30 protein-coding genes are annotated in these 26,169 nt (G+C 72.1%); 10 read left to right on the forward strand and 20 right to left on the reverse strand.

What is annotated here, in order from left to right:
- The first annotated feature begins 3 nt into the window (after positions 1-3).
- The 5 genes from IEZ25_RS11890 to IEZ25_RS11910 all read left to right on the forward strand — a co-directional run bounded on the left by IEZ25_RS11890 (position 4) and on the right by IEZ25_RS11910 (position 3,199).
- Complete coding sequence (locus IEZ25_RS11890) at positions 4-321, forward strand: WXG100 family type VII secretion target (protein ID WP_191199626.1); 318 nt, start codon at positions 4-6, stop codon at positions 319-321.
- Complete coding sequence (locus IEZ25_RS11895) at positions 318-617, forward strand: WXG100 family type VII secretion target (protein WP_191199627.1); 300 nt, start codon at positions 318-320, stop codon at positions 615-617. The genes IEZ25_RS11890 and IEZ25_RS11895 overlap by 4 nt, the downstream gene beginning before the upstream one ends.
- Positions 618-767: 150 nt before the next feature.
- Complete coding sequence (locus IEZ25_RS11900; RefSeq protein ID WP_191199628.1) at positions 768-2,069, forward strand: WXG100-like domain-containing protein; 1,302 nt, start codon at positions 768-770, stop codon at positions 2,067-2,069.
- Positions 2,066-2,404 (forward strand): hypothetical protein, encoded by a 339-nt coding sequence (locus tag IEZ25_RS11905; RefSeq protein WP_191199629.1) that lies wholly within the window; start codon positions 2,066-2,068, stop codon positions 2,402-2,404. Before IEZ25_RS11900 ends, IEZ25_RS11905 begins: the two co-directional genes overlap by 4 nt.
- 141 nt (positions 2,405-2,545) lie before the next feature.
- A complete protein-coding gene (locus tag IEZ25_RS11910; protein ID WP_191199630.1) occupies positions 2,546-3,199 on the forward strand; it encodes a TetR/AcrR family transcriptional regulator in 654 nt (217 codons plus the stop codon).
- 96 nt (positions 3,200-3,295) lie between these two features.
- Here the strand turns inward: IEZ25_RS11910 and IEZ25_RS11915 are convergent, their stop codons facing one another.
- From IEZ25_RS11915 to IEZ25_RS11990, 16 genes are all read right to left on the reverse strand, one after another.
- On the reverse strand, positions 3,296-3,826 hold the full coding sequence (locus tag IEZ25_RS11915) for a Dps family protein (RefSeq protein ID WP_191199631.1): 531 nt from the start codon (positions 3,824-3,826) through the stop codon (positions 3,296-3,298).
- Between the two features lie 152 nt (positions 3,827-3,978).
- Positions 3,979-5,163, reverse strand: a complete 1,185-nt coding sequence (locus IEZ25_RS11920; protein ID WP_191199632.1) for a beta-1,3-glucanase family protein — start codon at positions 5,161-5,163, stop codon at positions 3,979-3,981.
- A gap of 141 nt (positions 5,164-5,304) precedes the next feature.
- A complete protein-coding gene (locus tag IEZ25_RS11925) occupies positions 5,305-5,526 on the reverse strand; it encodes a hypothetical protein (RefSeq protein WP_191199633.1) in 222 nt (73 codons plus the stop codon).
- Positions 5,523-6,305: an MOSC domain-containing protein gene (locus IEZ25_RS11930; RefSeq protein WP_191199634.1), complete on the reverse strand. Its 783-nt coding sequence runs from the start codon at positions 6,303-6,305 to the stop codon at positions 5,523-5,525. Before IEZ25_RS11930 ends, IEZ25_RS11925 begins: the two co-directional genes overlap by 4 nt.
- Positions 6,306-6,337: 32 nt before the next feature.
- Complete coding sequence (locus IEZ25_RS11935; RefSeq protein WP_191199635.1) at positions 6,338-6,964, reverse strand: PepSY domain-containing protein; 627 nt, start codon at positions 6,962-6,964, stop codon at positions 6,338-6,340.
- Positions 6,965-7,068: 104 nt separating this feature from the next.
- Complete coding sequence (locus IEZ25_RS11940) at positions 7,069-7,602, reverse strand: phage tail protein (protein ID WP_191199636.1); 534 nt, start codon at positions 7,600-7,602, stop codon at positions 7,069-7,071.
- A 24-nt stretch (positions 7,603-7,626) separates the two neighbouring features.
- A complete protein-coding gene (locus IEZ25_RS11945) occupies positions 7,627-8,127 on the reverse strand; it encodes a phage tail protein (protein ID WP_191199637.1) in 501 nt (166 codons plus the stop codon).
- Between the two features lie 12 nt (positions 8,128-8,139).
- Positions 8,140-8,652: a phage tail protein gene (locus IEZ25_RS11950; protein WP_191199638.1), complete on the reverse strand. Its 513-nt coding sequence runs from the start codon at positions 8,650-8,652 to the stop codon at positions 8,140-8,142.
- Positions 8,645-8,956 (reverse strand): DUF6916 family protein, encoded by a 312-nt coding sequence (locus tag IEZ25_RS11955; protein ID WP_191199639.1) that lies wholly within the window; start codon positions 8,954-8,956, stop codon positions 8,645-8,647. Before IEZ25_RS11955 ends, IEZ25_RS11950 begins: the two co-directional genes overlap by 8 nt.
- Positions 8,953-9,426: a GNAT family N-acetyltransferase gene (locus IEZ25_RS22265; RefSeq protein ID WP_191199640.1), complete on the reverse strand. Its 474-nt coding sequence runs from the start codon at positions 9,424-9,426 to the stop codon at positions 8,953-8,955. The genes IEZ25_RS11955 and IEZ25_RS22265 overlap by 4 nt, the downstream gene beginning before the upstream one ends.
- Entirely contained in the window at positions 9,423-9,812 is a 390-nt protein-coding gene (locus IEZ25_RS11965; protein ID WP_191199641.1) for a DUF6916 family protein, read from the reverse strand. The genes IEZ25_RS22265 and IEZ25_RS11965 overlap by 4 nt, the downstream gene beginning before the upstream one ends.
- A gap of 37 nt (positions 9,813-9,849) precedes the next feature.
- The gene (locus IEZ25_RS11970) at positions 9,850-15,330 is read right to left on the reverse strand and encodes a beta strand repeat-containing protein (RefSeq protein ID WP_191199642.1); all 5,481 of its coding nucleotides are present in this window, start codon (positions 15,328-15,330) and stop codon (positions 9,850-9,852) included.
- 116 nt (positions 15,331-15,446) lie between these two features.
- Positions 15,447-16,403, reverse strand: a complete 957-nt coding sequence (locus tag IEZ25_RS11975) for a hypothetical protein (RefSeq protein WP_191199643.1) — start codon at positions 16,401-16,403, stop codon at positions 15,447-15,449.
- 84 nt (positions 16,404-16,487) lie between these two features.
- Positions 16,488-16,988 carry a mycothiol transferase gene (locus IEZ25_RS11980; protein ID WP_191199644.1) on the reverse strand — a complete coding sequence of 167 codons (501 nt, stop codon included), beginning with the start codon at positions 16,986-16,988 and terminating at the stop codon, positions 16,488-16,490.
- A gap of 4 nt (positions 16,989-16,992) precedes the next feature.
- On the reverse strand, positions 16,993-17,232 hold the full coding sequence (locus tag IEZ25_RS11985; protein ID WP_191199645.1) for a hypothetical protein: 240 nt from the start codon (positions 17,230-17,232) through the stop codon (positions 16,993-16,995).
- Between the two features lie 58 nt (positions 17,233-17,290).
- Positions 17,291-18,421, reverse strand: a complete 1,131-nt coding sequence (locus IEZ25_RS11990; RefSeq protein ID WP_191199646.1) for a serine hydrolase domain-containing protein — start codon at positions 18,419-18,421, stop codon at positions 17,291-17,293.
- A gap of 18 nt (positions 18,422-18,439) precedes the next feature.
- Here IEZ25_RS11990 and IEZ25_RS11995 point away from each other — a divergent pair, with 18 nt between their 5' ends.
- Positions 18,440-19,075 (forward strand): nucleoside/nucleotide kinase family protein, encoded by a 636-nt coding sequence (locus IEZ25_RS11995; RefSeq protein ID WP_191199647.1) that lies wholly within the window; start codon positions 18,440-18,442, stop codon positions 19,073-19,075.
- Positions 19,076-19,077: 2 nt separating this feature from the next.
- On the opposite strand, the gene IEZ25_RS12000 is transcribed toward IEZ25_RS11995, so the two are convergent.
- Positions 19,078-19,695, reverse strand: coding sequence for a VC0807 family protein (locus IEZ25_RS12000; protein ID WP_191199648.1), 618 nt, complete (start codon positions 19,693-19,695; stop codon positions 19,078-19,080).
- A complete protein-coding gene (locus tag IEZ25_RS12005; RefSeq protein WP_191199649.1) occupies positions 19,692-20,279 on the reverse strand; it encodes a TetR/AcrR family transcriptional regulator in 588 nt (195 codons plus the stop codon). Before IEZ25_RS12005 ends, IEZ25_RS12000 begins: the two co-directional genes overlap by 4 nt.
- A gap of 78 nt (positions 20,280-20,357) precedes the next feature.
- Between IEZ25_RS12005 and IEZ25_RS12010 the strand changes: the two genes are divergently transcribed.
- Positions 20,358-23,159, forward strand: coding sequence for a DEAD/DEAH box helicase family protein (locus IEZ25_RS12010; protein WP_318152193.1), 2,802 nt, complete (start codon positions 20,358-20,360; stop codon positions 23,157-23,159).
- Positions 23,160-23,298: 139 nt separating this feature from the next.
- Here IEZ25_RS12010 and IEZ25_RS12015 read toward each other — a convergent pair whose 3' ends face one another.
- Together IEZ25_RS12015 and IEZ25_RS12020 are read right to left on the reverse strand one after the other, a co-directional pair.
- Positions 23,299-23,676, reverse strand: a complete 378-nt coding sequence (locus IEZ25_RS12015) for a PIN domain-containing protein (protein ID WP_191199650.1) — start codon at positions 23,674-23,676, stop codon at positions 23,299-23,301.
- Entirely contained in the window at positions 23,673-23,867 is a 195-nt protein-coding gene (locus tag IEZ25_RS12020; protein ID WP_191199651.1) for a hypothetical protein, read from the reverse strand. The genes IEZ25_RS12015 and IEZ25_RS12020 overlap by 4 nt, the downstream gene beginning before the upstream one ends.
- Before the next feature lie 91 nt (positions 23,868-23,958).
- Between IEZ25_RS12020 and IEZ25_RS21855 the strand changes: the two genes are divergently transcribed.
- From IEZ25_RS21855 to IEZ25_RS12030, 3 genes are read left to right on the forward strand one after another with little or no spacing between them, the layout of a single operon-like run.
- Positions 23,959-24,093 (forward strand): hypothetical protein, encoded by a 135-nt coding sequence (locus tag IEZ25_RS21855; RefSeq protein ID WP_263575216.1) that lies wholly within the window; start codon positions 23,959-23,961, stop codon positions 24,091-24,093.
- 33 nt (positions 24,094-24,126) lie between these two features.
- Positions 24,127-25,365 (forward strand): MFS transporter, encoded by a 1,239-nt coding sequence (locus IEZ25_RS12025; protein ID WP_191199652.1) that lies wholly within the window; start codon positions 24,127-24,129, stop codon positions 25,363-25,365.
- Positions 25,362-26,111 (forward strand): MerR family transcriptional regulator, encoded by a 750-nt coding sequence (locus tag IEZ25_RS12030; protein ID WP_191199653.1) that lies wholly within the window; start codon positions 25,362-25,364, stop codon positions 26,109-26,111. Before IEZ25_RS12025 ends, IEZ25_RS12030 begins: the two co-directional genes overlap by 4 nt.
- Positions 26,112-26,169: the final 58 nt, after the last annotated feature.

The following is a 26,169-nucleotide window of genomic DNA, read 5'->3' on the forward strand; positions in this document are numbered from 1 at the left end:
TGCATGATCGTCTCGGGAACCCTCGCCCTCGACCGGGCGGTGCAGGCCGCCGCTGCCGCTGAGTTCGCCGTCCGGCTCTCCGAGCTCGACGAGCGCCGGCGCGACGCCGAGCAGGCCATCGATGCGCTCCTCGTGTCGTGGCGCGGCAACGCCGCCTCCCACTTCGCCGCCCGTGCCCACGAGTGGGACTCAGCGGCCATGGAGGTCATCGACTCCCTCTCCGCGCTCCTCGGTGCGGTCGACATCGCTCGCCGGGAGCTCGAGGACGCCGACGAGCACGCGGTCGCGGTGCCCCGCCAGGTCCGGAGCCGGCTCACGTGACGTCCTTCGACGTGGACCTCGACGAGCTCCGCGCAGCCGTCCACTCGCTCGCGACCTGCCACCGCGAGCTGATCTCGCTGGCCGCGGAGATCGACCGGGCCCAGGGCGATCTCCGCGACGGCTGGCGCGGTGCGGCCGCCGACGCCGAGGAGGCGACGTACGCCAGGTGGCGGAGCGGGCGCGACGACATGGCCGCCGCCCTGTCCGCCCTGCGCGCCATCGCGCTCGCCGCCGACGACCACTACTCGCGTGCCGTGGCACGCAACCTCGCCAGCTGGCGTCAGGTCACCGCCTGAGGCCAGCGGCCACCCCTGGAGACGTGTGGCGGACCGGTCGCGGCGACGACCGGTCCGTCACACGTGTGTGTGTCGAGCCGCTCCACGCGTTGTCCACAGATCGCCGATGACGGGTGGTGGCGACGCTGCCGATCTGGCGAGGGTGGAGGGGTGCGGATCAGTGTGGAGTGCGGAGGGTTCACCCGGGCGGCCGATGCCTGCCTGACGGCCAACCAGACCTCGGCGGTGCTCACCCAGTCGCTCGCGACGAGGTTGCTCGGGCACGCCGGCATGGCGGGCAACGACGCGACGTCGGCATCGTTCGCCCGGGCGTACGACGCCGGGGCGGGTGACGCGCTCGACGCCCTGGCCGACCTCACGCACGCCCTCATCGGTGCCGGCCGGCTCCTCGCGGCGACGGGGTCGGAGCACGAGCGGGCCGAGGCGGCGGCCGGCTACTCCGTGCTGGGCTACTCCGGCCGCGACCTCGACGACTCCTACGTCCGGATCCGCCCTCCCGCTCCGCCGTCCAGCCTCGGCGGGCAGGAGCCCTCGCTCGGCACGGTGGACCGCTGGATCCTCGACCAGGTCGAGGGTTTCGTCTGGCCCGGGGCCGACGTCGGCGAGCTGCGCGCGGCCGCCTCCGACTGGCGACGCGCCGCGTCGTCCACCGCCGGCCTCGCCGACCACGTCGACGCCGCCGTCGCCTTCCTCGAGCCCCAGCGCTCGCCCGAGATCCCGGTCGCCATCGACGCGATGACCGGGCTGGGCACCCTCGTCGGTGACCTCGCCTGGCAGCTGTCGTCGCTGGCCAGCGCGTGCGAGGACTACGCCGACGCGGTGGAGGACACCCGCGAGCGCACCCGGGCGCTGCTCGAGGAGATCGGCACGATGATCGTGGAGGGCGTCGCTCTCTCCGCCTTCCTCACCGCCGTGTCCGGTGGCTTCGGAGGCGGGGCGTCCGTCGCGGCCGCCGCCGCCCGCATCCGCGAGAAGCTCCCCCGCTTCATGGCCCTCCTCGCCACCCTCCGCGCCGGCGCCGCAGCCGCCGCGGCCCGCATCGAGCGCGTCATCGACGAGCTCGCGCGGATCCGCCAGCGGGTCGAGGGATTCCTCCGGGTCCCCGCTCGGAACGAGGCGGGGACGCTGAAGGCGCCGGGTGCGGGGTGGGGAAGAAGCTTCGAGGCTAGTCCCAAGCATCCGTCCAGGCCGGCGGGCCGAGCGTCTCAAGGACCGCGACACGGGCAGGCAGCCCTCGACGACAGTGTTCCGATCAATCCAGCAACGACAACCAGGAGAATCGCGTACGACGCCAAGGCCGACGAGTTCGTGGTGTTCGACGAGACGGGCAACGGAGTGTTTCATGGCCACGTGCGCACGTGGCGCGAACTCACCCATGCCATGCAGCGCGCGCTGATCGAGTCGGGTGTCGTGGATCGCAAGGGCAGGGCCATCACGAGAGGTGCCATGTGAACCGTTACCTAGAGCCGCCATCAGCCACACGCGCCGACCTGCAGATCGCGATCACAGCCGATGACCCTGAGCAGATCTGCGAGTGCCTGATCGGACTTGCCCTCGGTGGAGAAGATCCCGCGTGGCTCACGACCGTCTCCATCGACCTCCTGCGCCATCCCTCAACAGAGGTGAGGCGCGCAGCAGTCACGACACTGGGGCACGTCGCCCGCATCCACCGCACCATCGACAAGGAGCGGGTCGTCCGCCATCTCGAGTCTATGGCCGACGATCCCGAGCTGTCCGGTCCTGCCTCCGACGCGCTTGACGACATTGCGATGTTCGTGTCGAGCTGACGAGGTCATACGAGGCGGCCAGTCGCCTGCCTGCAGCAGCGCATGACGTACGACGGCGAAGCCCGCACATGGGCCAGACGGCACCCCGAACGGGCCGTCGGAGGCACCGCGAGCCGCCGGGCAGCGACATAGGATCGCCTCATGGCCGCCCCCGCCGCCCCCGACCCCGCGGCGTCCACCGCGGCGTCCGAAGCGGCGCGGGCGAGCAGGCACGACCAGCGCCGCGATCTGCTCGCGGAGTCGGCGCTCGCGACCCTGGGCCGGCTCGGCTACGCCAGGACGTCCCTGCGTGAGATCGCCCAGAGCTCACCGTTCTCGCACGGCGTCCTGCACTACTACTTCTCCGACAAGGAGGAGCTGATCCTCTACTGCGTGCGCCACTACATGCGCACCTGCGTGACGCGCTACGACGCGGTCCTGGAGACGTCCGTCTCGGCCGACGAGCTGCGGTCAGGGTTCGTCGCGAAGCTCGCGGCGACGATCCGCGAGGAGGCGCCGATGCACCAGCTCTGGTACGACCTGCGCAACCAGTCGATGTTCGACCCGGCGCTGCACGAGGTCGTGCTCGAGATCGACGGCCAGCTCGAGGCGATGGTCTGGCGGATCGTCTGCACGTACGCCGACCTGGCGGGGCGCGAGCCCGCCCTCGACGCCCCGGCGGCGTACGCCATGCTCGACGGACTCTTCCTCCAGGCGCTCCTCGCCTGGGCGATCGGCCCCGAGGACGGGCGCGAGGAAGCGCTCGCTGCCCTCAGCGATCGCGTCGACTCGCTGATGCCCACGCTCCTGGCCTGACCGAGCGCAGGAGCGTGGAGTCCTCGAGCCATCTGGTGACCCGAGGACTCCACGAAGTCAGCGGACGAGCGTCCGCCGACGGAGTGCGTCAGCCGCTCACTCGCTCCAGGAGCGCGGCAGGCTGCTGTTGGCGACGCGGTTCTCGGCGTCGATCATCCAGGCGAGCTGCTCGAGGCGCTCGAGGATCGCGTGGATCATGTCGGCCGAGGTCGGGTCCTCGGCGTCGACCTCGTCGTGGATGCGGCGACCGGTGCCGGCGACGGCGTACAGCGCGGCCACGATGAGGTTCACGCAGTCGCCGGTGTTGACCTCGTCGGCGGGGAACTCCGGCAGCGAGGTCTGCTCGGCGACCGACGCGGCGCGGGCGTCGGGAGTCACGTAGACCGCACGCATCCGCTCGGCCACGTCGTCGGAGAAGGTGCGGGCGGCGTCGACGACCTCGTCGAGGACGAGGTGCATGTCGCGGAAGTTCTTGCCGACGACGTTCCAGTGGGCCTGCTTGCCCTGGAGGTGCAGGTCGGTCAGGTCGACGAGCAGCTGCTGGAGGTGGTCGGCGAGTCGCTCGGAGGCCTGGAAGGCCGGGTGCGCGGTGTGGGTCGTGCGGGTGGGGGCGGCAGTCTGGGTCATGACACTTCCTCGTGCTCGGATCTGTGGGACACCACCCACTTAACCGTCTTTTCTTGAACGATTCCAGCAAGGAGAGGCTGACCTACCCACCGCCCACGCGGCGAGAGGCGGACCCCTGCGGGCCCGCCTCCCGGCAGTGGACGGCGTACGCCTCAGAACGGGTTCAGCGTGATCCCGGCCTCGCGGGGGTCGCCGCTGTGGACCAGCGACTCCTGCGCCTGCACGTCGTCGAAGGCGAATCCGTAGGCCCGCCCGTCGACCATGTTCTGGTGGATCAGGCGCGAGTAGTGGTTGGTGATCCCACCCTGGTAGAAGTCCGCGGCGGTGCCGCTCGGCTGGGTGTCGATCCGGCCGAGGGTCGAGCGGTGCAGCGCGGCGCAGAGCGTACGGGCGATGGGGCCGACGACCTGGTCGTTGGGCGCGCCGAGGTTGCCGTCGCAGCCCCACACGTTGCTGGTCGACGGCTTCTGGAACGACGCCACCTGCGCGCCGGTCGTGTCGGTGAAGCTCATCGTGTCGCCCGAGGTGGTGCCGAAGAACTTCACGTCGGGGCGGTCACCGAAGGGCTGCACGGTCAGCGTCTTGGTGCCGTACGCCGCCCACGCCTCGTCGATGTAGGGGTCGAGGTAGGTGGGGTCGAAGGAGCCCGAGTCCGCCCCCTTGCCGGGAGCCAACACGCGCAGCACGGTGCCGTCTTCGCGGGTGCGGATCAGGCCGTCCCAGCCGCCCTGGTCGCGCAGGCCGTCGATGACCGCGTCGCGACCGCCGGGCTTGAGCTCGCCGGTCTCGAGGTAGTTGCCGTTCGCCTCGGTCACCGACACAGCGTGCGGGACGGCGAACATGTCGACCTGCGAGCTGTTGAGCCAGAGGCCGGCGTCGTTGTAGGTGAACTCGCTCCAGTCGAAGAGGATGTCCTCGCTGGAGTCGCCGGGTGCCCAGGGGGCCGGCTGGACGAGGCCGTCCGGGGTGAGCGCGAACGGCAGCTTCTCGCCGAAGGACATGTAGACGCGGCCAGAGAAGCCTCGCGGGACGTTCAGCGTGGTGCTCGAGCCCGAGCCGCCCATCTGGATCGACACGTCCGGGGCGGGGCTGGGTGGGTTGCTGCCGGCCGGCCACGGGGTGAAGGTGCCGTCCTGGCTGACCGACCCGAGGCGGCCGGAACTGAGGTCGACACCGACGACGTAAAGGAAGACGTCCTCGCCGCGCTGGGACTGGTTGGTGATGTTGAAGGGCAGCCGGTCCGGCCCGGCCGCGGACGCGGGGGCGATGGGAGTGGCGAGGGTGATGCTGACGGCCAGTGCGGCCAGCAACCCGATGAGGGCGCGGAGGAAGCGCATGAGGGAACCTCTTTCCCGAGAGATTGTGACCCCAGTCACGCTATGAGAGCGCTTCCATCACTGTCCAGCGGCGCGCACGTTCCGGCGCGCGTGGTCCACCGGACCACTCCGGGCACTGGTCCGGGCAACCGGACCCTGTGGTCAGAGGTGGTGCAGCTTGGCGAACGGCGGACGGATCCGCACCGACTGCGATCCGCAGTCGACGGTCACGGCGTGGCTGTCCACGTGGGTGACCTTCCCCAGCCCGTAGAGGTCGTGGGTGATGCGGTCGCCGACCTCGAACACCTCGAGCTCCGGCTCGACGGCCTGCTTGAACGGGCTGCTGGAGAGGTGTCTCGGCCGTGAGCCGCGCGGAGTCGTCATTTGACTCCAGTATGCGCCCTACCTGCGCGAATGCCACCGTCACCTGCGGCTCCGGGCTGGACCACGTCGGCGTACACCCCGAGCATCGGCTCCCCCGCGCGGTTGGTGGGCCTGCTCGCGACCAGGGCCTTCAGCAGCCGCAGGTCGCGCACCCCGGTCTCGGGGTGGTGGTCGACCACCGCACATCGGGGCACCTGTCCTCCGACCCGCAGGACCGCCGTCCCGACCCGGACCTCGGTGCTGGTCCAGGAGTCCTCGACCCACGGCTCCTCGGTCTCGACGACGAGGTTCGCCCGGAACCGGGCCGAATCCACTGGTTCCCCGACCCGCTCGGCGAGCTCGCGGAGCGACGCGGTGCCGATGACGGTGACAGGGGAGCCGAACACCACCCCGCCTCGCGGCGCGGCGGCGAGTCGTACGTCCCGGGCGAGGTGGTCCGACAGCAGCGCGGCGTGCGGTCCACCGGTCAGCGCGAGCTCGACCGGTCGGCCCCAGTAGTCGCAGGTGACGCTCTCGGCCGACACGATGGGCGGCGCCGCGACGGTCTCTCCCGACGGCAGCGTCAGAGTCAGCTCGTCGCCGTCGGCGCTTGCGAGGACCGCGAGGAGGGAGGGGTGCTGAACCGTGCGCAGCACCCGCCGAGCGCGTACGTCGACCACGCACCACGCGCGGTCACCGACCGGGCCGTGCGCGTCGAGCTCCACCCGCTCGCGGGCGAGGTGCCGCATGCCCTTGACCGGCGAGAAGCCCGCGGTGCGGACCAACAGCTCGGCGGGCATGCGGCCAGTCTCGCAGGCCGCTTCCGCGGGGATCAGTCGTCGAGCTCGATGCGCAGCACCTCGCCGGTGTTCGCGTCGACGTCAACGGTCGTCTCGTCGGGGGTGTCCTCGTTGAAGGTGACCTCCCAGACCGCCGTGCCGTTGTCCTCGGAGAGGTCGACTCCGGTGACCGTGCCCTGCACGTCTGCGGACGCGGCCTCGATCGCAGCCAGGTGGTCGAGAGATGCGCCGAGGAGCAGGTCGCGCTCGGCCGCATCGTCGGCGTCGGAGTCGTTGTCGGCGACCGGCCCGCGAGCCACCGAGGTCCCGTCGGCGCTCAGCTCGAGGTCCTGCTCGACCCCGTCGGCGTCGACGATGGTGACGTCCCAGCCCGCGCCGTCGTGGTCGACGGAGAAGACGGTCCCGTCGACCTCGGCCAGGGCGGTCTCGGCGGCGGTCTCCACGTCGCCCTCGATCACGGCGGTGCCGGTGTCCGCGCTGGTGCCGGCGTCCGTGCTGGTGCCGTCCTCGGATGAGGAGTCGGGCGCCGTGCTGCCGGACGTCGTGGTGACCGGCGCGTCGTCGGCGTCGTCGTCACCTCCGCAGGCGACGAGCCCGAGTGCGAGCGGGGCCAGCAGGGCGGCGGTCGCGAGGCGGGTGCGGCGGCTGGTGCGGTTCATCGTCAGTGCTCCTGTGATCGTCTGGTTGCGTACGACGACCACACTGCCGCGAGGCTCGCTAAGCCCGCTTCCCGCGCACCTCAACGTGTGGTTAAGGCATCAGATCACGGTCGCTGGGGGAAGATGCCCTGCAGCGCGATGATGAAGGAGAGGACCAGGTAGGGCGGACGGTTGTTGTGCGGCTGACCGCCTCCGGTCGGGACGACCGCGTCGGGCCGCATCGTCGCGGCCGGCGAGCCGGTCGTGGAGTACAGATTCGTCGCGACTCGCCCGTAGCGCGACGTTGCGAAGATCGCGTCGGCCGGATCGGACGACGTGCCCGCCCCAGTCGTCGCCTGGACCGCGTGCGAGTGGGCGGGCATCTCGGCCTGCACGAGCGTGTGCGTCGCCGACCCTGCCTGCTGACCGAGGACGTATTGGGACAGGCCTGGCCCCTGGCCGTGCTGTACCGGCGCTCGGCCCTGCAGGTTCGGCAGGGCGAAGGTCGACCTGCCGTCGCCGCCGTAGGTGATGCCGAGCAGCGAGAAGAGCGCCGTGTTCTGTGAGATGGGCATGAGCTGGCCGTTGCACAAGGCCCAGCCCTGCGGGGCGTAGCCGCCGGCGAACGCTCGGATCTCGGCGAGGAACGGATCGGTCATGTGTGAGCTCCTGGGGTGTCGACGTCAGCTGCGCGACGGGTAGATGCCGGTGAGGGCGATCGCCCAGTTGAGGGCGAGGAAGGGGGGCCTGTTGTCGAACGGAGCTCCCGAGCCCGACGTCGCCACCGCCGCCGGGCTCATCGCTCTGCCGGTCGCTGAGCCGAAGGAGTTCGCGACTCCAGCCGCCCACACCGCTCCCGTGGGCGACCCTCCGGGGTTGGTGACCGCGGATGAACCTTGCGCCGCGTGGGTGTGCGCCGGCATCTCGTTCACTGTCAGCTGGTGGGCCGCCTCACCGCCGGACTGGCCGACGAACAGCCCGGCTCCTGGGTGCACAGGAACGCGGCCGCGGAGATCGGGCAGCGCGAACGTGGTGACGCCGTTGCCTCCGTACTGCACGCCGAGCACTGCGAAGAGTGCCTGGTTCTGGTTGATCGGGAGCATCTGGCCATTGCAGAGCGCCCACCCACGAGGGGCGTAGCTGAAGGCGAGGATCTTGAGCTCGCCGATGTAGGGCTCGGACACGATGTCCTCCGTTCAGCTCGGGGTCGGATAGACGCCGAAGCACGAGATGATGAAGGAGATGGCCAGCACCGGCGCGATGTTGGGGCGCGGCTGGTTGCCTCCTGTCGGGACGAGCGCGGCGTTCGACATGGTGGTGTCGGGCGCTCCGGCGGCGTACTGCGTGTGATCGCTGCCCGCCCAGACCGCACCGCTGGGCGAGGTGGTCGTGCCTGGGAGCGATCCCGCGTTGAGCAGGTGGGTGTGGGGTGGGAGGTTCGCCGCCGTGATGGTGACAGCCTCCAGACCACCCGTCTGCCCAAGCACGTAGCTCGCCTGCCCGCCGACGCCCGCGTGCAGCGGGCTGCGGCTCTGCAGGTTGGGCAAGGCGAAGGTGTTCACCCCGTCACCGCCGTAGACGGTGCCGAGGAGGCTGAAGAGGGCGTCGTAGTCGGAGATGGACACCAGCTGTCCTTGGCAGAACAACCATCCGACGGGCGCGAAGTTGCCGCCGAACATCCGGACCTCTCCGATGAACGGGTCAGACATGGTCGTTCTCACTCTCGTACGTCGAGGTCAAGGTGGCGTGCAGCAGCGTCCCGCCCGGGCTCGCAGCGAGCGGGACGAGCATCAGGTCGCGTGCGTCGACATCGGGTGCGCTCACCTCGAACACACCCTGCTCGCAACCCACCGGGGCATCGAAGGTCATCGACCACGCGAGCCAGCCCCCGCATCGACGCTCGTCGGCGACCTCGGTCAAGGTGGCCTCGACGTCCGGTTGCTGAACGTCGAGTCGACGCAGCGTGAACCGTTCGCCCACCCGGGGCGCGTAGTCGGCGTGCTGGACGCTCATCGGGCATCCCGCCGCATCGTCAGATGATCGCCGCTCGTCCCCGACACCTCGAAGCCGCAGCTGGCGTAGAGCGCCAGAGCCGCCTGGTTGCCGGACCACACGTTGAGCGTCACCGGTCGATCCGTCAGCAGGCTGAGGGCAGCACGCGCCACTCCCTGACGACGTGCTGTGCTGTGGACGGCGAGGTCGAGCAGGTGGGTGCTCGACACGGACACGTCGATCCAGCACCGGCCGACAGGCTCGACGCCCGACGGCGTCGAGGTCTCCACGACGTGGTCGACTGCCCCGGGGTGGTCGGTGGAGTACTGCCGGACTTGCGCCCGCACCTGCAGGTCGACGAGACCGGCTCGCAGGTCGTCCGGCAGGAGGCGCAGGTCGGGCCGCGCGTCGAGGAAGAGCTCGCGGAGGAAGTCGCGATCGGCGTCGACCGTGCGGCGCAGGGCGACGCGGGCGGCGAGGACGGCCGTCACAGCCGGTTCACCACGACCTGCATCCGGCCGTCCTGCCCGCACCCGGACAGGAGGAGCCTGTGCCGCGGGACACCGCGACGACGGAGCACGTAGATGCCGTCGGGCACGACCTTGCCGCGGGGGTTCTCCAGGCTGAGCGCGAACTGCCGCTCGGGCTTGGTGGTCCCCGCACCCAGGTCGTCGATGCGCTTGAGGACCAGGCGGATCGTGCGGCCCTCGTGGCGGATGGTGAACGTCTTGCCCAGGGATCCGGTGTAGTGCGAGCGCCGGATGTTCGTGGGGCTCACCCCCCGACCAGCCGCGTGCGCGGCTCCGCCGTCGACCACGGCGACGCCGACCGTGCCCGCACCCACGCCGAGCAGCGTGCGTCGCGAGATCTCTCTCATCTGATGTCTCCTCTCGAGGTGCGGGTCGGGTGGTCGGTCACGAGACGCGGACCTTGACCAGCCGCATGGTGGGGCCGACCTTGACGCCCAGGTTCCACAGCCGGTGGCCGGAGAGCCCGCGATCCATGGTCACGCCGATCGTCCACCGGCCAGGGCCGGCTGGACGCAGCGCGAGCGAGCGCCGGTGGGGACGCCGAGGGGCGATCTCGGCGTCGTAGTAGACCGGACGCACCGACGAGCCGGCGACCACGAGCGTGTAGGTCCGACCCAGCTCGACGTCGTACGCGCCGTTGCTGCTGGGCGCCTCGAGATAGACCGAGAGCGTACGCACCGACACCGACGTGCGCCGGCGGTTGCCGGCCTCGTCGACCGCGGTCGCGGTGACGACGACGCGGTCACCCCGCTTCCTCGTCGTGATGCGGCACGAGGCGATGCCGGAGACCCGGTCGCGAGCGACGCACCGGGCGCGCGGAACTCCTCCGGCGTACGTCGCACCGTCGCGGACACCGGCGATGCGCACCGTGGGCCTGACGCGGTCGATGTCGATCCCGCTGACGACGACCGTGGCGACACCACCGTCGGTGGCTGACACCGTGCGGGTGACGGACCGGCCGGCTCCGTTGCCGGTGAGCCTCACCGGTGCCGGGCACGGCTCGGCCAGCGGAGCGCCCTTCGGGGTGCAGGTGAAGGTGATCGTCACGGGGGTGCGATACCAGCCCGACCGGCTTCGGGGCTTCTTGCTCGTCACCGCCGCGGTGATGACCGGGTCCAGACGGCTGGTGGACGCCGACGACCCGGTGTGGTTGCCGTCCCCGGCGTACGACGCCGACACCTGCTGGGCGCGACCGGTGGGCACGGTCTGGGCGAGCGTGGCGACGCCGTCGACGAGCGACGCACTGCCGATCGGGTGGCCGCCGACCGCGAAGAGCACGTCTCCGGTAGCGACACCGCGGGCGGGCGGCGCCGTCGCAACAGTCGCGACGAGGCGATCGGCACGGACGTCGAGCCTCGTCGTGGTGGCGGCCCGGTCGACCACGTGGGTCGTCGTGCCCGACGACGGGGCCTGTGCCTTCGCGTCCGCCGGGGTGAAGACGGCGGAGAGCTCGTGCGCCCCAGCGGGGAGGGTCGCGCCGCTCGGGCCGGTCAGGACGCCGGCCGATGCCGTGCCGTCGACCACCACGATCGGGGCGCCGAAGGGAGCGCCGTCCAGGCTGAACTGCACAGTGCCTGCGGGGGCGCCGAAGGTCGAGCTGATCCGGGCCGACCCCGTGATCTCCTGACCGTGGACCGACGGCGAGGGCGCGGTGCTCACGGTGGTCGCGGTGGCCGCTGCAGCGACCACGAACGACTGCTGCACCTGAGGTGCGGCTCGGTGGTCGGCGTCGCCGTCCTGGCCGAAGCCGACGACACAGGTGCCGGCTCGGTCGAACCGCACCGTGCCACTCGACAGGCTGCACGCGGTGGAGGCCGGGTCGATGCTGATCGCCACTTCGAGGCCGGAGTCGCTGGTGGCGCGCGGCTGGTAGGTGCCGCCGACCGCCGCACCGACAGGCGTCGCGCTCGTGACCGTGATCGTCTGCTGCGCCTTGACGACCGACAGGGTGAAGGTCTGTCGGGCCGCGGGGGCCGAGCCGCCGCTGCTGGCGCTCACGGTCAACGTGTAGGTCCCGGTCGTGCCGGCGGCAGGGGTCCCGGAAAGCGTCGCCGATCCGTCGCCGCCGTCGGTGAACCGCACTCCGCCGGGCAGCGCACCAGCGACTGTCCAGGCCGTCGGTGCAGGGTGGCCGCGGGTGGCGGTGAAGGTGAAGGAACCCGCGGTCAGTGCCGTGAAGGTCGCTGCGTCACGGTTGGTGATGGTGGGCGGAGCATCCACCTGGAGGGTGAAGACCTGCTCACGAGTGCCGAAGCCGTTGTCAGCGACGATCCGCAACGCGTACGGGCCGCTCTCGCGCGCTGTGCCGGACAGGGTCGCCGTGCCGTCTGCGTTGTCGACGAAGGTGACACCGTCGGGCAGCGTGCCGACGAGGGCCAGCGAGGGGGTCGGCGGACCGGAGGCTCGCACCGTGAACCAGTCGTCGTCACCGAGGACGAACCGCGTGCCGGCTGCGCTGGTGAACGTCGGAGCGGCGCCGACACGCAGCCGGGCCGCGCGCGAGGTGGCCGTGGCGCCCGAGCCGTTGTCGAACACGGCGCGATAGCTGGAGCCGTTGTCCGCGGCTGCGGCCGTGAGGGAGTACGTCGCGGAGGTGGCGCCCTGGATGTCGGTGAAGGCGCCGCCGGTGCTGCGCTGCCACTGCACGCTCGGAGCGGGGAAGCCGGCGGCGGTGGCGGTGAAGGACGCGGTGTCTCCTGGCTCGACCGTCTGATCCTCGGGCTGCGCGGTGAGACGTGGGGAGGACTCGACCCTGAGGGTGAACTGCTGTGTGGCGTCTGCGCCGATGCCGTTGGTCGCGACGATGGTGAACGCGAAGGCGCCGTCCTCCGTCGGGGTGCCGGAGAGGACCCCGTTGGGGGCGAGGGCGACTCCGGAGGGCAAGGGTCCGGTCGTGGTGAACGTCGGCGCCGGCTTGCCAGTGGCCCGGACCTGGAACGTGCTCGCGTCGAGCCTGGTGAAGGTGGTGGTCGCGGCGCTGGTGAAGGTCGGGGGCGCGTTGACGGTCAGGATCGCGACGCGGCTGACCGACTGCCCGACCGAGTTCGTCAGTGTCACGCGGTAGCGAGCGCCGTCGTCACCGGCGCGGGCCGTGACGGCGTACGACGCCTCGGTGGCGCCCGCGACGGGCGCGAACCCGGAGCCGGTGTCGCGCTGCCACTGGTAGGACGGCGCAGGGTAGCCGCGCGCCTGGACCGACAGCGTCGCCGTGTCACCGGCGACGACCGTGAGGTCGTCCGGCCCGGACACGACCGAGGGGGCCTCGTCGATCCGCAGCGTCAGGGTCTGGGTGGCGTCGGGGTTCACCCCGTTGGAGGCCCTCAGGGTGATCGTGCTGACGCCGCCGGAGCCCAGCGGAGGCGTGCCGGACAGGGTCGCGGTGCCGCCGGAGCCGGGGGTGAGCGTGAGCCAGGCAGGGAGCGTGGAGGTGGTCGTGACGGTGGCAGCGGGCTGCCCGGACGTCGTGATCGTGTGGCTGCCGGCCGTGCCGGCCACGAAGGTCACGCTGTCGGAGCTGGTGAACGCCGGCGCGGAGCGAACCGACAGCCGGGCGGCCGTGGTCGTGGCCGTGCCACGAGTGTTGGTGAAGACGGCGCGGTAGAGGTTCCCGTTGTCACCGAGCGAGGCGGTGAACGCGTACGACGGGCTCGTGGCTCCCGCGACGTTGGCGAACGTGGCCCCGTCGATCGAGCGCTGCCACTGCACGGTCGGGCCCGGCACACCCGACGCGGCGGCGGTGAAGGTCACCGTGGCACCTGGTGCGGCCACCTGGTCGCCGGGGTTCGAGGTGACCGCAGGAGGCGCTGTCACGGTGAGGGTGAACTCCTGGGTCGCGTCCGGGTTGACGCCGTTGGTGGCCGTGATCTCGAAGGGGAAGACACCGGACTGGGTCGGCGTGCCGGACAGCAGACCGGCCGAGGTGAGGCTCACACCCGCGGGCAGGGTTCCGGTCGCGATGAAGGTCGCGGCCGGGCTTCCCGACGCCGTGACCTGGAAGGAGCCGGCCGATCCACGAGCGAAGGTGGTGGAGCTGGCACTCGTGATCGCGGGGGCGGTCCGCACCCGCAGAAGGGCGGCCGTGGTGGTGGCGGTGCCGGCGGAGCTGGTGAAGACAGCTCGGTAGCGGTGGTTGTCGTCGCCGGTCGCGGCGGTGAAGGAGTACGCCGTCGACGTCGCTCCCGAGATGCTGGTGAAGGTCGTCCCGCCGTCGGTGGACCGCTGCCACTGCACCGTGGGAGTCGGTGCCCCGGTGGCCGCCGCCGTGAAGGTCGCGGTCGCACCCGGCGCGACCGTCAGGTCGCTCGGGTTGGTGGTGATCGCTGGGGGCTGGTTGACGGTGACGGTGGCGGTCGACGTCGCGTTGTCGAGGCTGGCCTCGACCTGGCTGGTGCCGGTCACGGTGCCGGACTGGTAGCTGGTGCTGGCCTCGCCACCGCTGATGGTGACGGTCTTGTTGCCCGCCGAGCCGCCGACCGTGGCATCGCCCGTCGGGTCGGAGAAGACGACCGGTGCACCCGAGAACGCTGCGAGGTCGGCCGGCGCGATCGCGTTGCCGGCGCTGTCCGGGGTGAGCCGGGCGGCGATGGTGGAGGTGGCATTGGGTCCGGAGACGGTCGCGGGCGAGGCGGTCGCCCTCAGCTGCAGGTACGGCGTCGGCGTACCACCGGACGTGGTGTCGCAGCCGCTGCCGCCGTTCGGGCCGGCGTTGCAGCCGAACCAGTTGTCAGTGAGGGTGCTGGCCGCCGACGACACGGCGAACGCTCCGGCGCCACCGTCGCTCGAGTTGCCGACGAACCGGTTGAACCGCACGGTTGCCGACGTGACGGTGGAGGTGACGTGCACCGCTCCCCCCGCGCTGGAGGAGGTCACGCGGTTGTCCCGGAAGACCGAGCGCTGGACGTCCAGGGTGCCGCCCCGGGCGAGGATGGCTCCACCCGCAGCCGGGCCGCTGGCCAGCTGGGCCGCGGTGTTGCTCGTGAACACGGAGCCGCTCACGCTGGCGGTTGCCGGGCCCCGGACGGCCAGCGCGCCGCCGCTGAGCGAGGAGGCGCCGCTGCGGGAGTTGGAGGTCGTGTTCTGGTCGAACCTCGATCCGGTGATCGTGAGCGACTCGCCGCTCGTCGCGCCCTGGGCGGCGTACAGGATCGCCGAGCCGTCGCTGCTGCGGGTCTGGTTGCTGGCGAAGGTCGAGTTGCGCACCGTGAGTCGACCGCCGATGAACTGCAGACCCCCGCCCGGCCGGTCGGCGCTGGTCGCGCCGTTCGCGCCGGCTTGGTTGGCGGTGACCCTCACGTCGTCGAGCGTGAGGTCGTCGAGGGTCGTCGCGTTGCCGGACCCGGCGATGATGCCGGCGCCTCCGAAGCCGTCGACGGCGTCGGTGCCCGATCTCACGGTCAACCCACTGAGCGTCACGCTGACGCCTCCGACGACGTCGGGGTCGATGCTGAGGACCCGGCTCACGCCGTCGGCGTCGATGATCGTGCTCGCGGATCCCGAGCCGGCGAGGGTGATCGCCTGGCCGCTGCGTCGGCCGAGCGCGAGCTCGCCGTTGGCGAGGGTGTAGGTGCCGGCAGGCACGGTGACCGTCACGGGGTTGCCGGAGCTCGCGGCGTTGTTGGCCAGGCACGTGGCCTCGCGAAGCGTCACCGCGGCCGGTGCCGTCGTCGACGAGTTCCCGCACGCGCCAGCGCCGGCGCCGGAGTCGGCCGTGGTGGTGACGACGTAGGTGACAGCTGCCGCGGCGCGCTCCGCGGCGAAGCCCACCTGAGCGGTGGCGGCGAGCGTCACGACCACGGCGGCCGAGATGGACCTGCGAGTCGCTGATCGCGCGCGGGTGCGAGCAGGCAGCAGGAAGGGTCGATTCACGTGCGGCACTCCGAGTCGGGGTGTGTCCCAGTGCCGACCGGTCAGCCAGCGTCCGCACGGTAGGCGTAGCGATCGGGGCGGCACAATGGCCACTTCGGACTAGTCCGAACGGTCGCTCAGTCGAGCTCCACAGTGGTGCTCAGCTCGGCGGTCGCGTCCTCCGGCCCGCGGCCGTCGGCTCGCAGGCCGGTCAGCGTGCGGGCGATGTCGAGCCTGGTCGGCGTGCCGTCGACGAAGAAGCGCGTGACGAGGCTGGTCAGGCGTTCGTCGACGACGGTCGACCCGGTCGTCGATCCGTCGAACCCCGAGGAGTCCGTCGCCGCGCGGACGTCGTACGTCGCCCCGGCGCGCTCGAACGAGTCGATCCGGGTCTCGACCTGGCCCACCGTCCAGCCGTCCTCGGCCCAACCCTCGCCGCTGAGGTAGGGGACCGTGGCCACCGTGTAGGTGCACGCGACGTCCGCCGTGACCCGTTTGCCGGCGAGGGGCGGGCAGACCGCCGAGACCGGCGGGGCCAGGTCGGTGAGCGCCTCGGCCCGTTCGCCGGCCACCTGGCCCGTGCCGAGGTCGAGACTGGCGGTCACGCCGTCGAAGGTCACCTCGACGACCCGGGCCGAGTCGGTCGCGACGATGACGTACACCGGCCCGCCGGTGCGGCTCTCGGCCGGCGTCGACGTGGAACCGGGTGCGTCACCGAGCGTGGTGGTGACGACGCCGGCGACCAGCTCGAGGGTGGTGCGCTGGGACGGGTCCCCCATCAGCGTCCGCTGCAGGGGGTCGAGGTCGTCGTCGATGCCGAGCCGCCAGTCGAGGGGCACCCACTCGGTCCCCTCGGGCGCGACGTGCTCGCGACCGTCGGCAGCCTCGGAGCCGGTGAGGAGGCCCTTCGCCTCACCGACGACGATCGTCAGCGGACCGTTCGGCACCACGACGACGTGCTCGATGCCCTCGACCTCGCCCAGGCTTCCGCCGACGAGGTCACCGACAGACCCGTCGTCGCCGCCCCCGCAACCCGGAGCCAGCAGCACGACGGCCAGGGCCATGGCCGTGGTCACGGCCCGCTTGGTCTGCATGTCCCAGTCTCGCTCCGTCGTCGCCGGTGTGGCGCGACCTTCCTACCCGGTGGGTCGGTGCTGAAACCGCGTGCGCGGACGGGATCAGGCCTCGAGCAGACCCTTGACGTAGGCCGCCTGGCCGAGGTGCTGGAGGCAGTCGCCCTGGATGCTGACGAGCCGCTGGCCGGCGGTGACGGGCGGGTCCCAGTCCTGGTCGACCTCCCGCTCGAGCTCGGCCTCGTCGACGGTCTCGAGGTAGCGAGCCGTGGCCAGGGTCACCTCGTGGTGGTACTCCACCAGCAGGTCGGGGTCCTCGATCCGGATCGCGTCGACCTGCTCGCTGCTGTGGCCGTAGCCGATGTCGTCGGTGCCGTTGGGCAGGCCGAACCGCTCCTGGAACCTCTTCCAGACCTGCGGCTGACCGGCGAGGTCGGCGACGTGGTCGTCCTGCACCCGCGCGAGGTGCCACAGCAGCCAGCCGATGGGGTTGCCAGTGCCGCCCGGCCGGTGGCTCAGGGCCTCCTGGTCGAGCCCCTCGGCGGTGCCGGCGTAGAGCTCGGTGATCCGCCCGAAGCCCTCGGTCAGCAGTCCGCGGACGTCCATGTCGTCACTCCACCGGCTCGGCGGAGCGGACCTGGGGTGCGCTCGACTGCTCGTCCTTCATGCCGTCGATCTCGTCGAGGACGCGGGCACGCTCGTCGTCGCTGAGCGAGACCTGCGCCTTGCGCAGCCCCTCGTCGAGCTGGTCGGCGATGGTGGCGTCCTCGGCGCTGTACTGGTAGGAGCTCACCTGGTCGACCACGGCCTGCGCCGCCTCGATCGCTGCCTGCTTCGTCTCGTCGCTCATGCCGTCCACGGTAGCGACGCGAGCAGGCGGCACCACGTCCTTCCGGGTGGCTGGCGCCTCAGGCCGTGGCCGCGTAGGTCCAGAACGCCTCGAGCACGGCGTTCGAGTCAGGTCCGCCGAGCTCCACCTGGGTGAGCAGCACGTCGACCGACCCGTCGCGCGGGACGACGTACGCCGACGTGCCGGTGCCGCCGACCCATCCGTAGCGGCCGACGACGTTCCACGGCTCGCGGGCCGAGGTGTCGACCCCGCCGCCGTAGCCCCATCCCTGGCCGTCGAGGAAGAAGCCGCCCATCTCCCGCTGCCGCGCGGTGGTGTGGTCGGTCGTCATCGAGACGACCGACTCCGGGCTCAGCAGGTCGCCTCCCCCGGCGAGCAGCATCCGGCCGAACGCCAGCATGTCGTCGACGGTGGTCACGATCCCGCCGGCGCCCGAGGCGAAGGCCGGCGGCTCGGCGAAGCTGCCGTCGGGCTCGTCGCTGACGGTGAGGTCGCCACGGTCGTCGTGGCCGTGAAGCGTGGTGAACCGGTCGCGCTTCCCGGCCGGGACGCGGAAGCCGGAGTCGACCATCCCGAGCGGGTCGAGCAGCCGCTCGGCCATCAGGGTCGCGAGGTCCTGCCCGGCCACGCGCGCCAGCAGGACGCCGAGCACGTCGTAGGACGCGTTGTAGGTCCAGCCGTCGCCGGGCTGGTGGATCAGCGGGATGCCGGAGAGGCGGCGCATCCACTCGTCGGGCGCCGGCACCCGGTCGAGCTCCATCGAGGCCTGGTGCAGCCGCTCGATCAGCAGCGGCACGACCGGGCAGTCGACGGTGGTGAACCCGTGCCCGGACGTCGACGTCAGCAGGTGGCGGGCGGTGATCGGGCGATCGGCCGCGACGGTGTCGTCGAGCTCGCTCGTCGGCGTCCGCAGCACCCTGGGCTCGGCGAGCTCGGGCAGGAGGTCGTCGACCGGGGCGTCGAGGTCGAGGCGCCCGTCCTCGACGAGGATCATCGCCAGAGCCGCCATCAGCGGCTTGGTGATCGACGCGCCGCGCGCGATCGAGTCACGTCGCATCGGCACTCCGCTCGTGCCCTGGCTGCCCAGCGCCACGACCTCGACCTCGCCCCCGCGGGCCACCAGCGCGACCAGCCCGGGGATCGCTCCGGAATCGACGTAGGGACGGAGGACCGCCTCGAGACCAGCCATGGCCCTACGATCGCAGCCGTGAGCACCCCTGTCGCCTCCCTGGAGCCGCTGCTCGACCGGCTCGGCGCCCTGCTCTCCCGTCCCGGCCGGGTGGTGCTCGGCATCACCGGGCCACCGGGTGCGGGCAAGACGACGCTGACGACGTCGCTGCTGGAGCGCCTCGGGTCTGCCCCGGGGCACCTGCCGATGGACGGCTTCCACCTCGCCGACGTCCAGCTCGACCGGCTCGGACGCCGCGACCGCAAGGGGGCGCCGGACACCTTCGACGTCGACGGCTACGTCTCGGCCCTCCAGCGCCTCCACGACGCCCCTGACCGGACGCTCTACGTCCCGGGCTTCGAGCGTGGGCTCGAGCAGCCGGTCGCCGCTGCCCTCGCGATCCCACCGTCCGCGCGGCTCGTGCTGACGGAGGGCAACTACCTGCTGCTGCCCGACGGCGGGTGGAAACACGTACGTCCGCTGCTGACCGAGGTGTGGTTCGTGTCCGTCGACGACGACCTCCGACGCGAACGGTTGGTGCGTCGGCACGAGCAGTTCGGCAAGTCGCCGGCCGCGGCGCGCGAGTGGGTGTCGCGCAGCGACGAGGCCAACGCACGGCTCGTGGCGGCGACGAGGGACGCGGCGGACCTGGTGATCGACCTCGACCGGTCCTGAGGTCAGGACCCGACGCGTCGTCGCCCTCGGATCGCTCCGGCACGGACGTAGACGACGGTCGTCACGACGTTGACCACGACCAGCGTGACGACGTACATCGCGAGGTTCAGGCCGGGCACGACGTCGGCGGGAAGGGTGTAGGCCAGCACGACCCGCGCGACCGCGTCGAGCAGCGTGCCGGCTGCCCACCACACGGACGAGGTCTTCCACATCCTGCGGAACCAGGCGTCCTCGCGCCAGCGCCGCTCCCAGTCGCCGACCCAGGCACCACGGCCCTCGACCATCGGCTTCGCGAACTGGTAGGCCAGCGGACGGTCGGACCAGCGGAGGCTGGCGAGGAACCAGAAGCCGACGCCGCCGGTGACCACCGCGTCCTTGGCCAGCAGGAACCGCTCGTCGCCGGGCAGCAGCGCGACGGCGAAGCTCGCGAAGAGCAGCACGGTGAAGAACGCCTCGAGCCCGCCGGGCCGCTGCCCGCGCAGCAGCGAGACGCACGCCGGCAGCAGCCACACCACGGCGCCGACGACCAGCGCGGCGTACACGCTGACGCCGAGGTGTCGCAGCAGGTAGTACAGCCCGGTGGAGCCGGCGATGCCGATCACCGGCCGCAGGAGGCTCACGCCTCGGCCCTCGTCGCACGGTCGAACAGCTCGACGAGCTCGGCGGCGTACGCCCGGCAGTCGAGGTCGGACTCGGCCTGCAACCGGAACGGCACGACCTCGACGGCGCGCTGCACGGTCGTCGCCAGGATGCTGGCGTCGAAGTCGCGCATCTCGCCGGCCTCCTGGCCCTCGCGCAGGATCCGCTCGAGGTGGCTGAGATCGCCGGCGTCCTGCATCGACGCGCCGCCGGCGCCGGCCATCGCCACCCGGAGCAGCGCCGTCATCGGTGCCCGGTGGGCGTCGGCGTAGGACACGACGCCCTCGATGTATGCCGCGAGCCGCCCGCGCGCGGTCGACGCGGCCGTCACCCGTTCGCCGACGTGCGCCCCGATGCCCGTGACGACGTGCTCGACCAGTGCCGCGACGAGCTCGCCCTTGCCGGCGAAGTGATAGCTGATCAGCCGGGTGCTGGACAGGCCGCCGCGTGCGGCGATGCGCGCGAAGGTGGCGCGCGCGAATCCCTCCTCGGCGACCACGGCGATGGTCGCATCGAGGATCTGTGCCCGTCGCGACTCGGACGCGGGCGACCGTGTTACCTGCATGAGTAAACCCTACGCCGAACGGCCGGGGCGTGGCGCGACGTGCGACGATTCCGCCGGCACGCAGGGCGAGGGGGCAGGGTGACGATCAGCAGTCCGCCGGCGCTGCGCATCCACCAGCGTGAGGCGCTCGAGGCGCTCGCGCGTGCGTGGGACGGCTCGGACCGCCCGCGGGCGTGGGTCGTCCTGCCGCCGGGTGCGGGCAAGACCCGCGTGGGCCTCGAGGCGGTCGCCGGCCGGCTCCGGGTCGACCCGGACGCGAAGGCCGTCGTGCTCGCCCCCAACACCGCCATCCAGTCCCAGTGGATCGCCGAGGCGCGCGCGATGGGTCTCGACGCGGACGACGACACGTCCCTGACCGGCGCCGTCAGCTGCCTGACCTACCAGTCCCTCGCCGTCTTCGACTCCGAGGCCAGCGAGGACGCGGCTGCGGTCGTCGACCGGCTGCACCCCAACGGCGTGGCGCTCTTCGACCGGATCCGGAGCGAGCCCGACCTGACGCTGGTCCTCGACGAGTGCCACCACCTGATGGAGGTGTGGGGTCGGCTGCTGGCCGAGCTGCTCGACGCCGTGGACAGCGCTCACGTCCTGGCCCTCACCGCCACCCCGCCCGAGAGCCTCACGGGCGAGCAGCGCGCCCTGGTCGACGAGCTCTTCGGGAGCATCCGCTACCGCGTGTCCGTGCCGGCGGTCGTCAAGGAGGGCCACCTCGCGCCGTTCGAGGAGCTCGTGTGGCTGACCACGCCGACCCCGACCGAGGAGGACTGGCTCACCGGCGAGGCGCTCCGCTTCACCGAGCTCACCACCTTGCTCACCACCCCGGGCTTCGGATCGGTCGGGTTCTACGAGTGGCTCACCGCGCGCTACGTCGATCCGGTCCCGGGCACCACCACGTGGGCGGCGCTCGCCGAGCGGGAGCCCGACCTGTGCGACGCCGCCCTGCGCATGCACCACGCAGGCTTGCTCGAGCTGCCCGTCGGCGCGCGGCTGCGCGAGGAGCACCGCCACCCTCCGTCCGCCGAGGACTGGGTCGGCCTCCTCGGCGACTGGCTCCTGCACCACGTCGCCGTCTCCTCCGACGCGCGGGACGCGGAGGTGCTCGCGACGGTGAAGGCAGCACTGCCGTCGGTCGGCTACGCGTGGACCCGTCGAGGCGTACGTCGTGGGCGGTCCACGGTCGACCGGGTGCTGGCCCGGTCGTATGCCAAGCCGGGCGCGGCCGTCGAGATCATCGCCGCGGAGCACGCGGCCATCGGCGTACGCACCCGCGTCCTCGTGCTGTGCGACCACGAGCGCGCGTCGGCGACCGTGCCGATCACCCTCGACGGGGTGCAGGACGCGGAGGCCGGCTCGGCGCTCGCATCTCTGGAGGCGCTCCTGTCGTCCCCGGACACCGCGCTGCTGCGCCCGATGCTGGTGACGGGGTCGGTCGTCGCGGGATCCGGGGCGACGTTGCGCGAGCTCGTCGCCTTCGTCACGACGCGCGACCCCGATCTCGGGAGTCGGCTGGTCGTCGAGCCGGGCGAGGGTCCGGTGGCGACGTGCACGGCCGGGTGGAGCTCGCGCACCTGGGTCGGCCACGTCACCGCCTTCTTCGAGTCCGGTGGCACGCAGGTCCTCGTCGGCACCCGTGGCCTGCTCGGCGAGGGGTGGAATGCCCGCGGCGTCTCCACCCTGATCGACCTCACCACCGCCACGACGCTGACGGCGGTCGTCCAGACGCGGGGGCGGGCGCTGCGCACCGACCCGACGTGGCCGGAGAAGGTGGCCACCAACTGGACGGTGGTGTGCGTGTCGGAGGCGCACCCGAAGGGCGACAACGACTGGTTCCGGCTGGTCCGCAAGCACCAGGGGTTCCACGGGGTCGACGCCGACGGCGACATCGTGGACGGGGTCGCCCACATCGACGCGTCCTTCTCCCCCTTCGCTCCCCCGCCGGTCGCCTCGTTCGACGGCTACAACGCGCGGATGCTCGTCGCGGCGGCCGACCGCGACGCGATCCGCGACCTGTGGGCGGTCGGCGAGCCCTACGAGGACATCACCTTGGCATCCCTGCGCGTCCGCCGCGCCACCTCTCCGGTCGCCGTGCGACCGGACGAGGTCATCGCCCTCGTCCCGGCCGCGCCGACGTGGCGGCTGACAGCGGACGGTCTGGCGACCGACGTCGAGGTCGCGGACACCAGCTGGCGTACGCCGCTCTCCCTGGCCGCCGGCACGGCCGGGGCCGGCGGTCTCGCCGCTGCGCTCCCGGGCGTGGGGACACTGGTGGGCGCCGGCGCGCTCGGCGTCCTGGCCGTCGGCGGGGCCGTCCTGGCCGGTCACCGGAACGCGGAGATGCTCACTGAGTGGGTGCATTCGCAGCTCGCCCTCACGTCCGGCGTACCACCGCTCGAGGCCGTCGCCGCCGCCGTCGCGGACGCCCTCCTCGCCGCCGGCCTCACCGGCGTGGGGGCATCGGCCCTCGCCGCCGACGTCCACCCGGACGGGGAGTACCGCTTCCGACTCGTCGGCTCCGAGGCCGACGCCGACGTGTTCGCGGCCGCCTTCGACGAGGCCATCGCACCGGTCGGTGCTCCTCGCTACCTCGTGTCGCGGTGGACCGATGCCCGGCTCGCGCACCCGGGCCGCCGCATCCGCACCCGTGCCGGCGCCCGGTCGGCACTGGCCACCGCCAGCCCGTCCGGCGAGGCTTGGCACCCGGTCCCCGGTGTCCTCGGCCGCAACGCCGCCCTCGCCGGCCACTACCTCGACGCGTGGCGCCCGTGGGTCGGCGAGGGGCGGCTGCTGGCGACCGCGCACCCCGACGGCGCCGGTGTCGTGGCCGCGGTGTCGGGCGAGGATCCGTTCGCCGCGACCACGGTCATGCGTCGGCAGTGGTCCTAGCGGCTCGTCCGCGCCACTTCGGCGCCGAACGAGAACGTTCGTTCACGCTCAGACAGCGCCTCGGGATCCACGCACGCTGCCACCCACGTCCGGGCCGGGTTCGCACAGGACCACAGCCGTGCCGCTCCGAACTCGTCGGCTACACCCCGACGACTCGCAGGTCAGGGTCGATCGCCAGCAGGTCGCCTGCGTCGGACGTCACGACGAGATGTCCGTGAAGGCGGGCGTGCCACACGACGTGCGCGTCGACCACGTCCGAAGTGGCCGAGGCTCCGCAGAGCCGGCCCACTTCGCGCGCGGCGTGGACGTCGTACGCCGGCGTCTCGACCCCGCGCGCCGCGAGCAGCGCAGCAAGTCGCGCCTGTCGCGGACCGCCGCGCCAGACCTGAGCGACGACCTCAGGGACGACGTGCACCTCCAGTCCGCGTCGTACCGCCTCTCGCAGCAACGCGCGAACGTTCGCATCACCCCGCTCGGTCGCGACGAGAGCGCCCGCGTCGAGGCTGACTCCGCTCATCGGCCGAGCACGTCGAGCACCCGCTCAGCACGAGCCCTGGCGTCCTCGTCGGGAGTCCCCAGCTCGGCGTCCATCTCGTCGAGAACCAGCACGTCGTCAGGCGAGGGAAGCAGGAGCTCGAGGTCGCGGAGTGCCGCTGCGTGCGCATCCACGAGCATCGACGCCAGTCGCCCGACCGCGAGGATCGGCACGACGACGTACGTCAGCTCGATCTTGCCGTGGAAGGGTTGCGGCTCGCGGTCGCCGTGGGCCGGTGCGCATCACGTCGACGAGACGGAGCACGTGATCGACGGCCTGGTCAGCATCGACCACATCGCCGTGCCGCGTGGTTCGAGTGCGGTCGCCACGCGGATCGAGGCGTCGTACGACGGCAAGCGGCTCTCGGACCACGACGCCTACGTGGTCGCCTCGGCTTGAGTCCGACGTAGCGTCATGGTTTCGACTGGGCGCATGAACCGCTCGGTGCTCGCCTACCTCACGTCCTACGGGATCTCCTTCCTCGGCAACTCGGTCGCGGCTGTCGTCCTGCCGCTCGTCGTGCTGCAGACCACCGGAAGCGCGCTCGACGCCGGGCTCGTCGCCGCCGCCACCGCGCTCCCGGCGTTCGTGGCCGGGTTGTTCATGGGCAGCGTCGTGGACCGGTACGACCGACGCTGGGTGTCCGTGCTGACCGACGTCATCTCGGGCGCGGCCGTCGCGGCGCTGCCGATCACCGCGCTGTTCACCGATCTCGGACTCGGCTGGTTCGTGCTGTTCGGCATCCTCGGGTCGTTCGGCGACGTGCCTGGGCTGACCGCCCGCGAAGCGCTCCTCCTGCCCGTCGCGCGTCGCAGCTCGTGGTCCGTGGACCGGCTGGTCGGGCTCCGCGAGGGAACGGCCGCGATCACGATGATCGTCGGCCCGGCGATCGCTGCCGGCCTGGTCACCGCGCTGGACGAGACCGAGGCACTCTGGGCGACCGCCACCATGTCCCTGGTGGCCGCGCTCATCACCCTCGTCCTGCCTCGCGACGTCGGCGTCATCGAGGTGTCGCCGGTCGGGTCGTCGCCGCGCGCGGTGCTGGCCCACCTGGCCGAGGGGTGGTCGCTCCTCTTCCTGCGCAGCCCCTTCCTGCTGACCGTCACGGTGCTCACGCTGGTCCTCGCGTCCTGCCTCGCGGCCGTGCAGGGCCTCCTGCTCCCGGTGCACTTCACGATCACGGGCGACGAGGGGCGGCTCGGCCTCGTCCTCAGCTCGCTGGCCGTCGGCATGCTGGTCGGCGCGGGCGTGTACGCCGCCGTCGGCACACGGCTGTCGCGACGGGTCTGGCTGGTCGTCGGCCTGCTCGGCTCCGCGGCCGGGCTGCTCGTGATCGGCTCCCTGCCGGCGGTGTGGCTGGTCTTCGGCGGAGCCGCGATCGTCGGTACGTTCGGGGGCATGGTGAGCACCGTGCTCGGCGTCCTCATGACCGAGCGCATCCCCGAGCAGCTGCGCGGTCGGGTGACCGGCACCCAGAACGCCCTGCTCACCGTGGCGCCGTCCCTCGGCATCCTCGCGACCGCCGTCCTCGTCGACCAGGTCTCGCTGGGGGCGGCCGGCCTCGCGATCGGCGGGCTGTGGGCCGTCGTGGCCGTCGCCGCCCTGTTCCTCCCCTCGCTGCGCGACCTCTCCTCGCCGGAGTCTTCGCAGTCCCCGGAGCTCGTGGCATGAGGAGCAAGGAGGTCGCCGAGCTCGCCGGCGTCTCGGTCCGCACGCTCCGGCACTACCACCAGGTCGGCGTGCTCCCCGAGCCCGGCCGCGGCACGAACGGCTATCGCACCTACGAGCTCTCGCACGTCGCCCGGCTCCTCCGCATCCGGACGCTCGCCGAGCTCGGCGTACCCCTCGAGCGGATGGCCGCCGTCCTCGACGATCCCGCCGACACCGCCAGCGCGGGCCTGCTCGCCGACCTCGAGACCCAGCTGCGCGAGCGCATCGCGCACCTCGAGGGCCAGCTGCGGCGGGTGAGCGAGCTGCGCACCTCCCGCGCGCGGCCGGACCTGACTCCGGCGCTGGCCGAGTTCCTCGAGGCGGTGGGCGGGGTGGAGGAGTCGGGTCTCGCCGACCTCGAGCACGACGCCTCGGTCCTGCTGGCCCGCCTCTACGAGGCCGGTGGGACGCCCGAGGACCTGCACGAGCTCGCAGCGGTGCTCAACGACGTACGCAGCCGCGGGGAGTACGACGACTTCGCCGCCCGCTTCGAGGCACTGCCTTCGGACGCCTCCGAGGCCGACGTCCGCGAGGTCGCGGGGGCCTTCGTCGCCGCGTTCGGCCCGTCGCTGACGCAGCACGCCGACACGGCGATGGGCGGACGGCTCCGTCGGCTGCGCGAGCAGGACGTGCCCGCCGTCGACCTCGACCGGCGCCTCAACGACGCCCAGGCCGCGGTGCTCCGGCTGATCGGTGACACGCTCTGACCCGTGGCGTCCCCGCCGCTCCACACGTGTCCGAGATGTCGCCCTAGATCGCACGTTG

The sequence above is a fragment of the Nocardioides hwasunensis genome, from assembly GCF_014779665.1.
Lineage (GTDB): Bacteria > Actinomycetota > Actinomycetes > Propionibacteriales > Nocardioidaceae > Nocardioides > Nocardioides hwasunensis.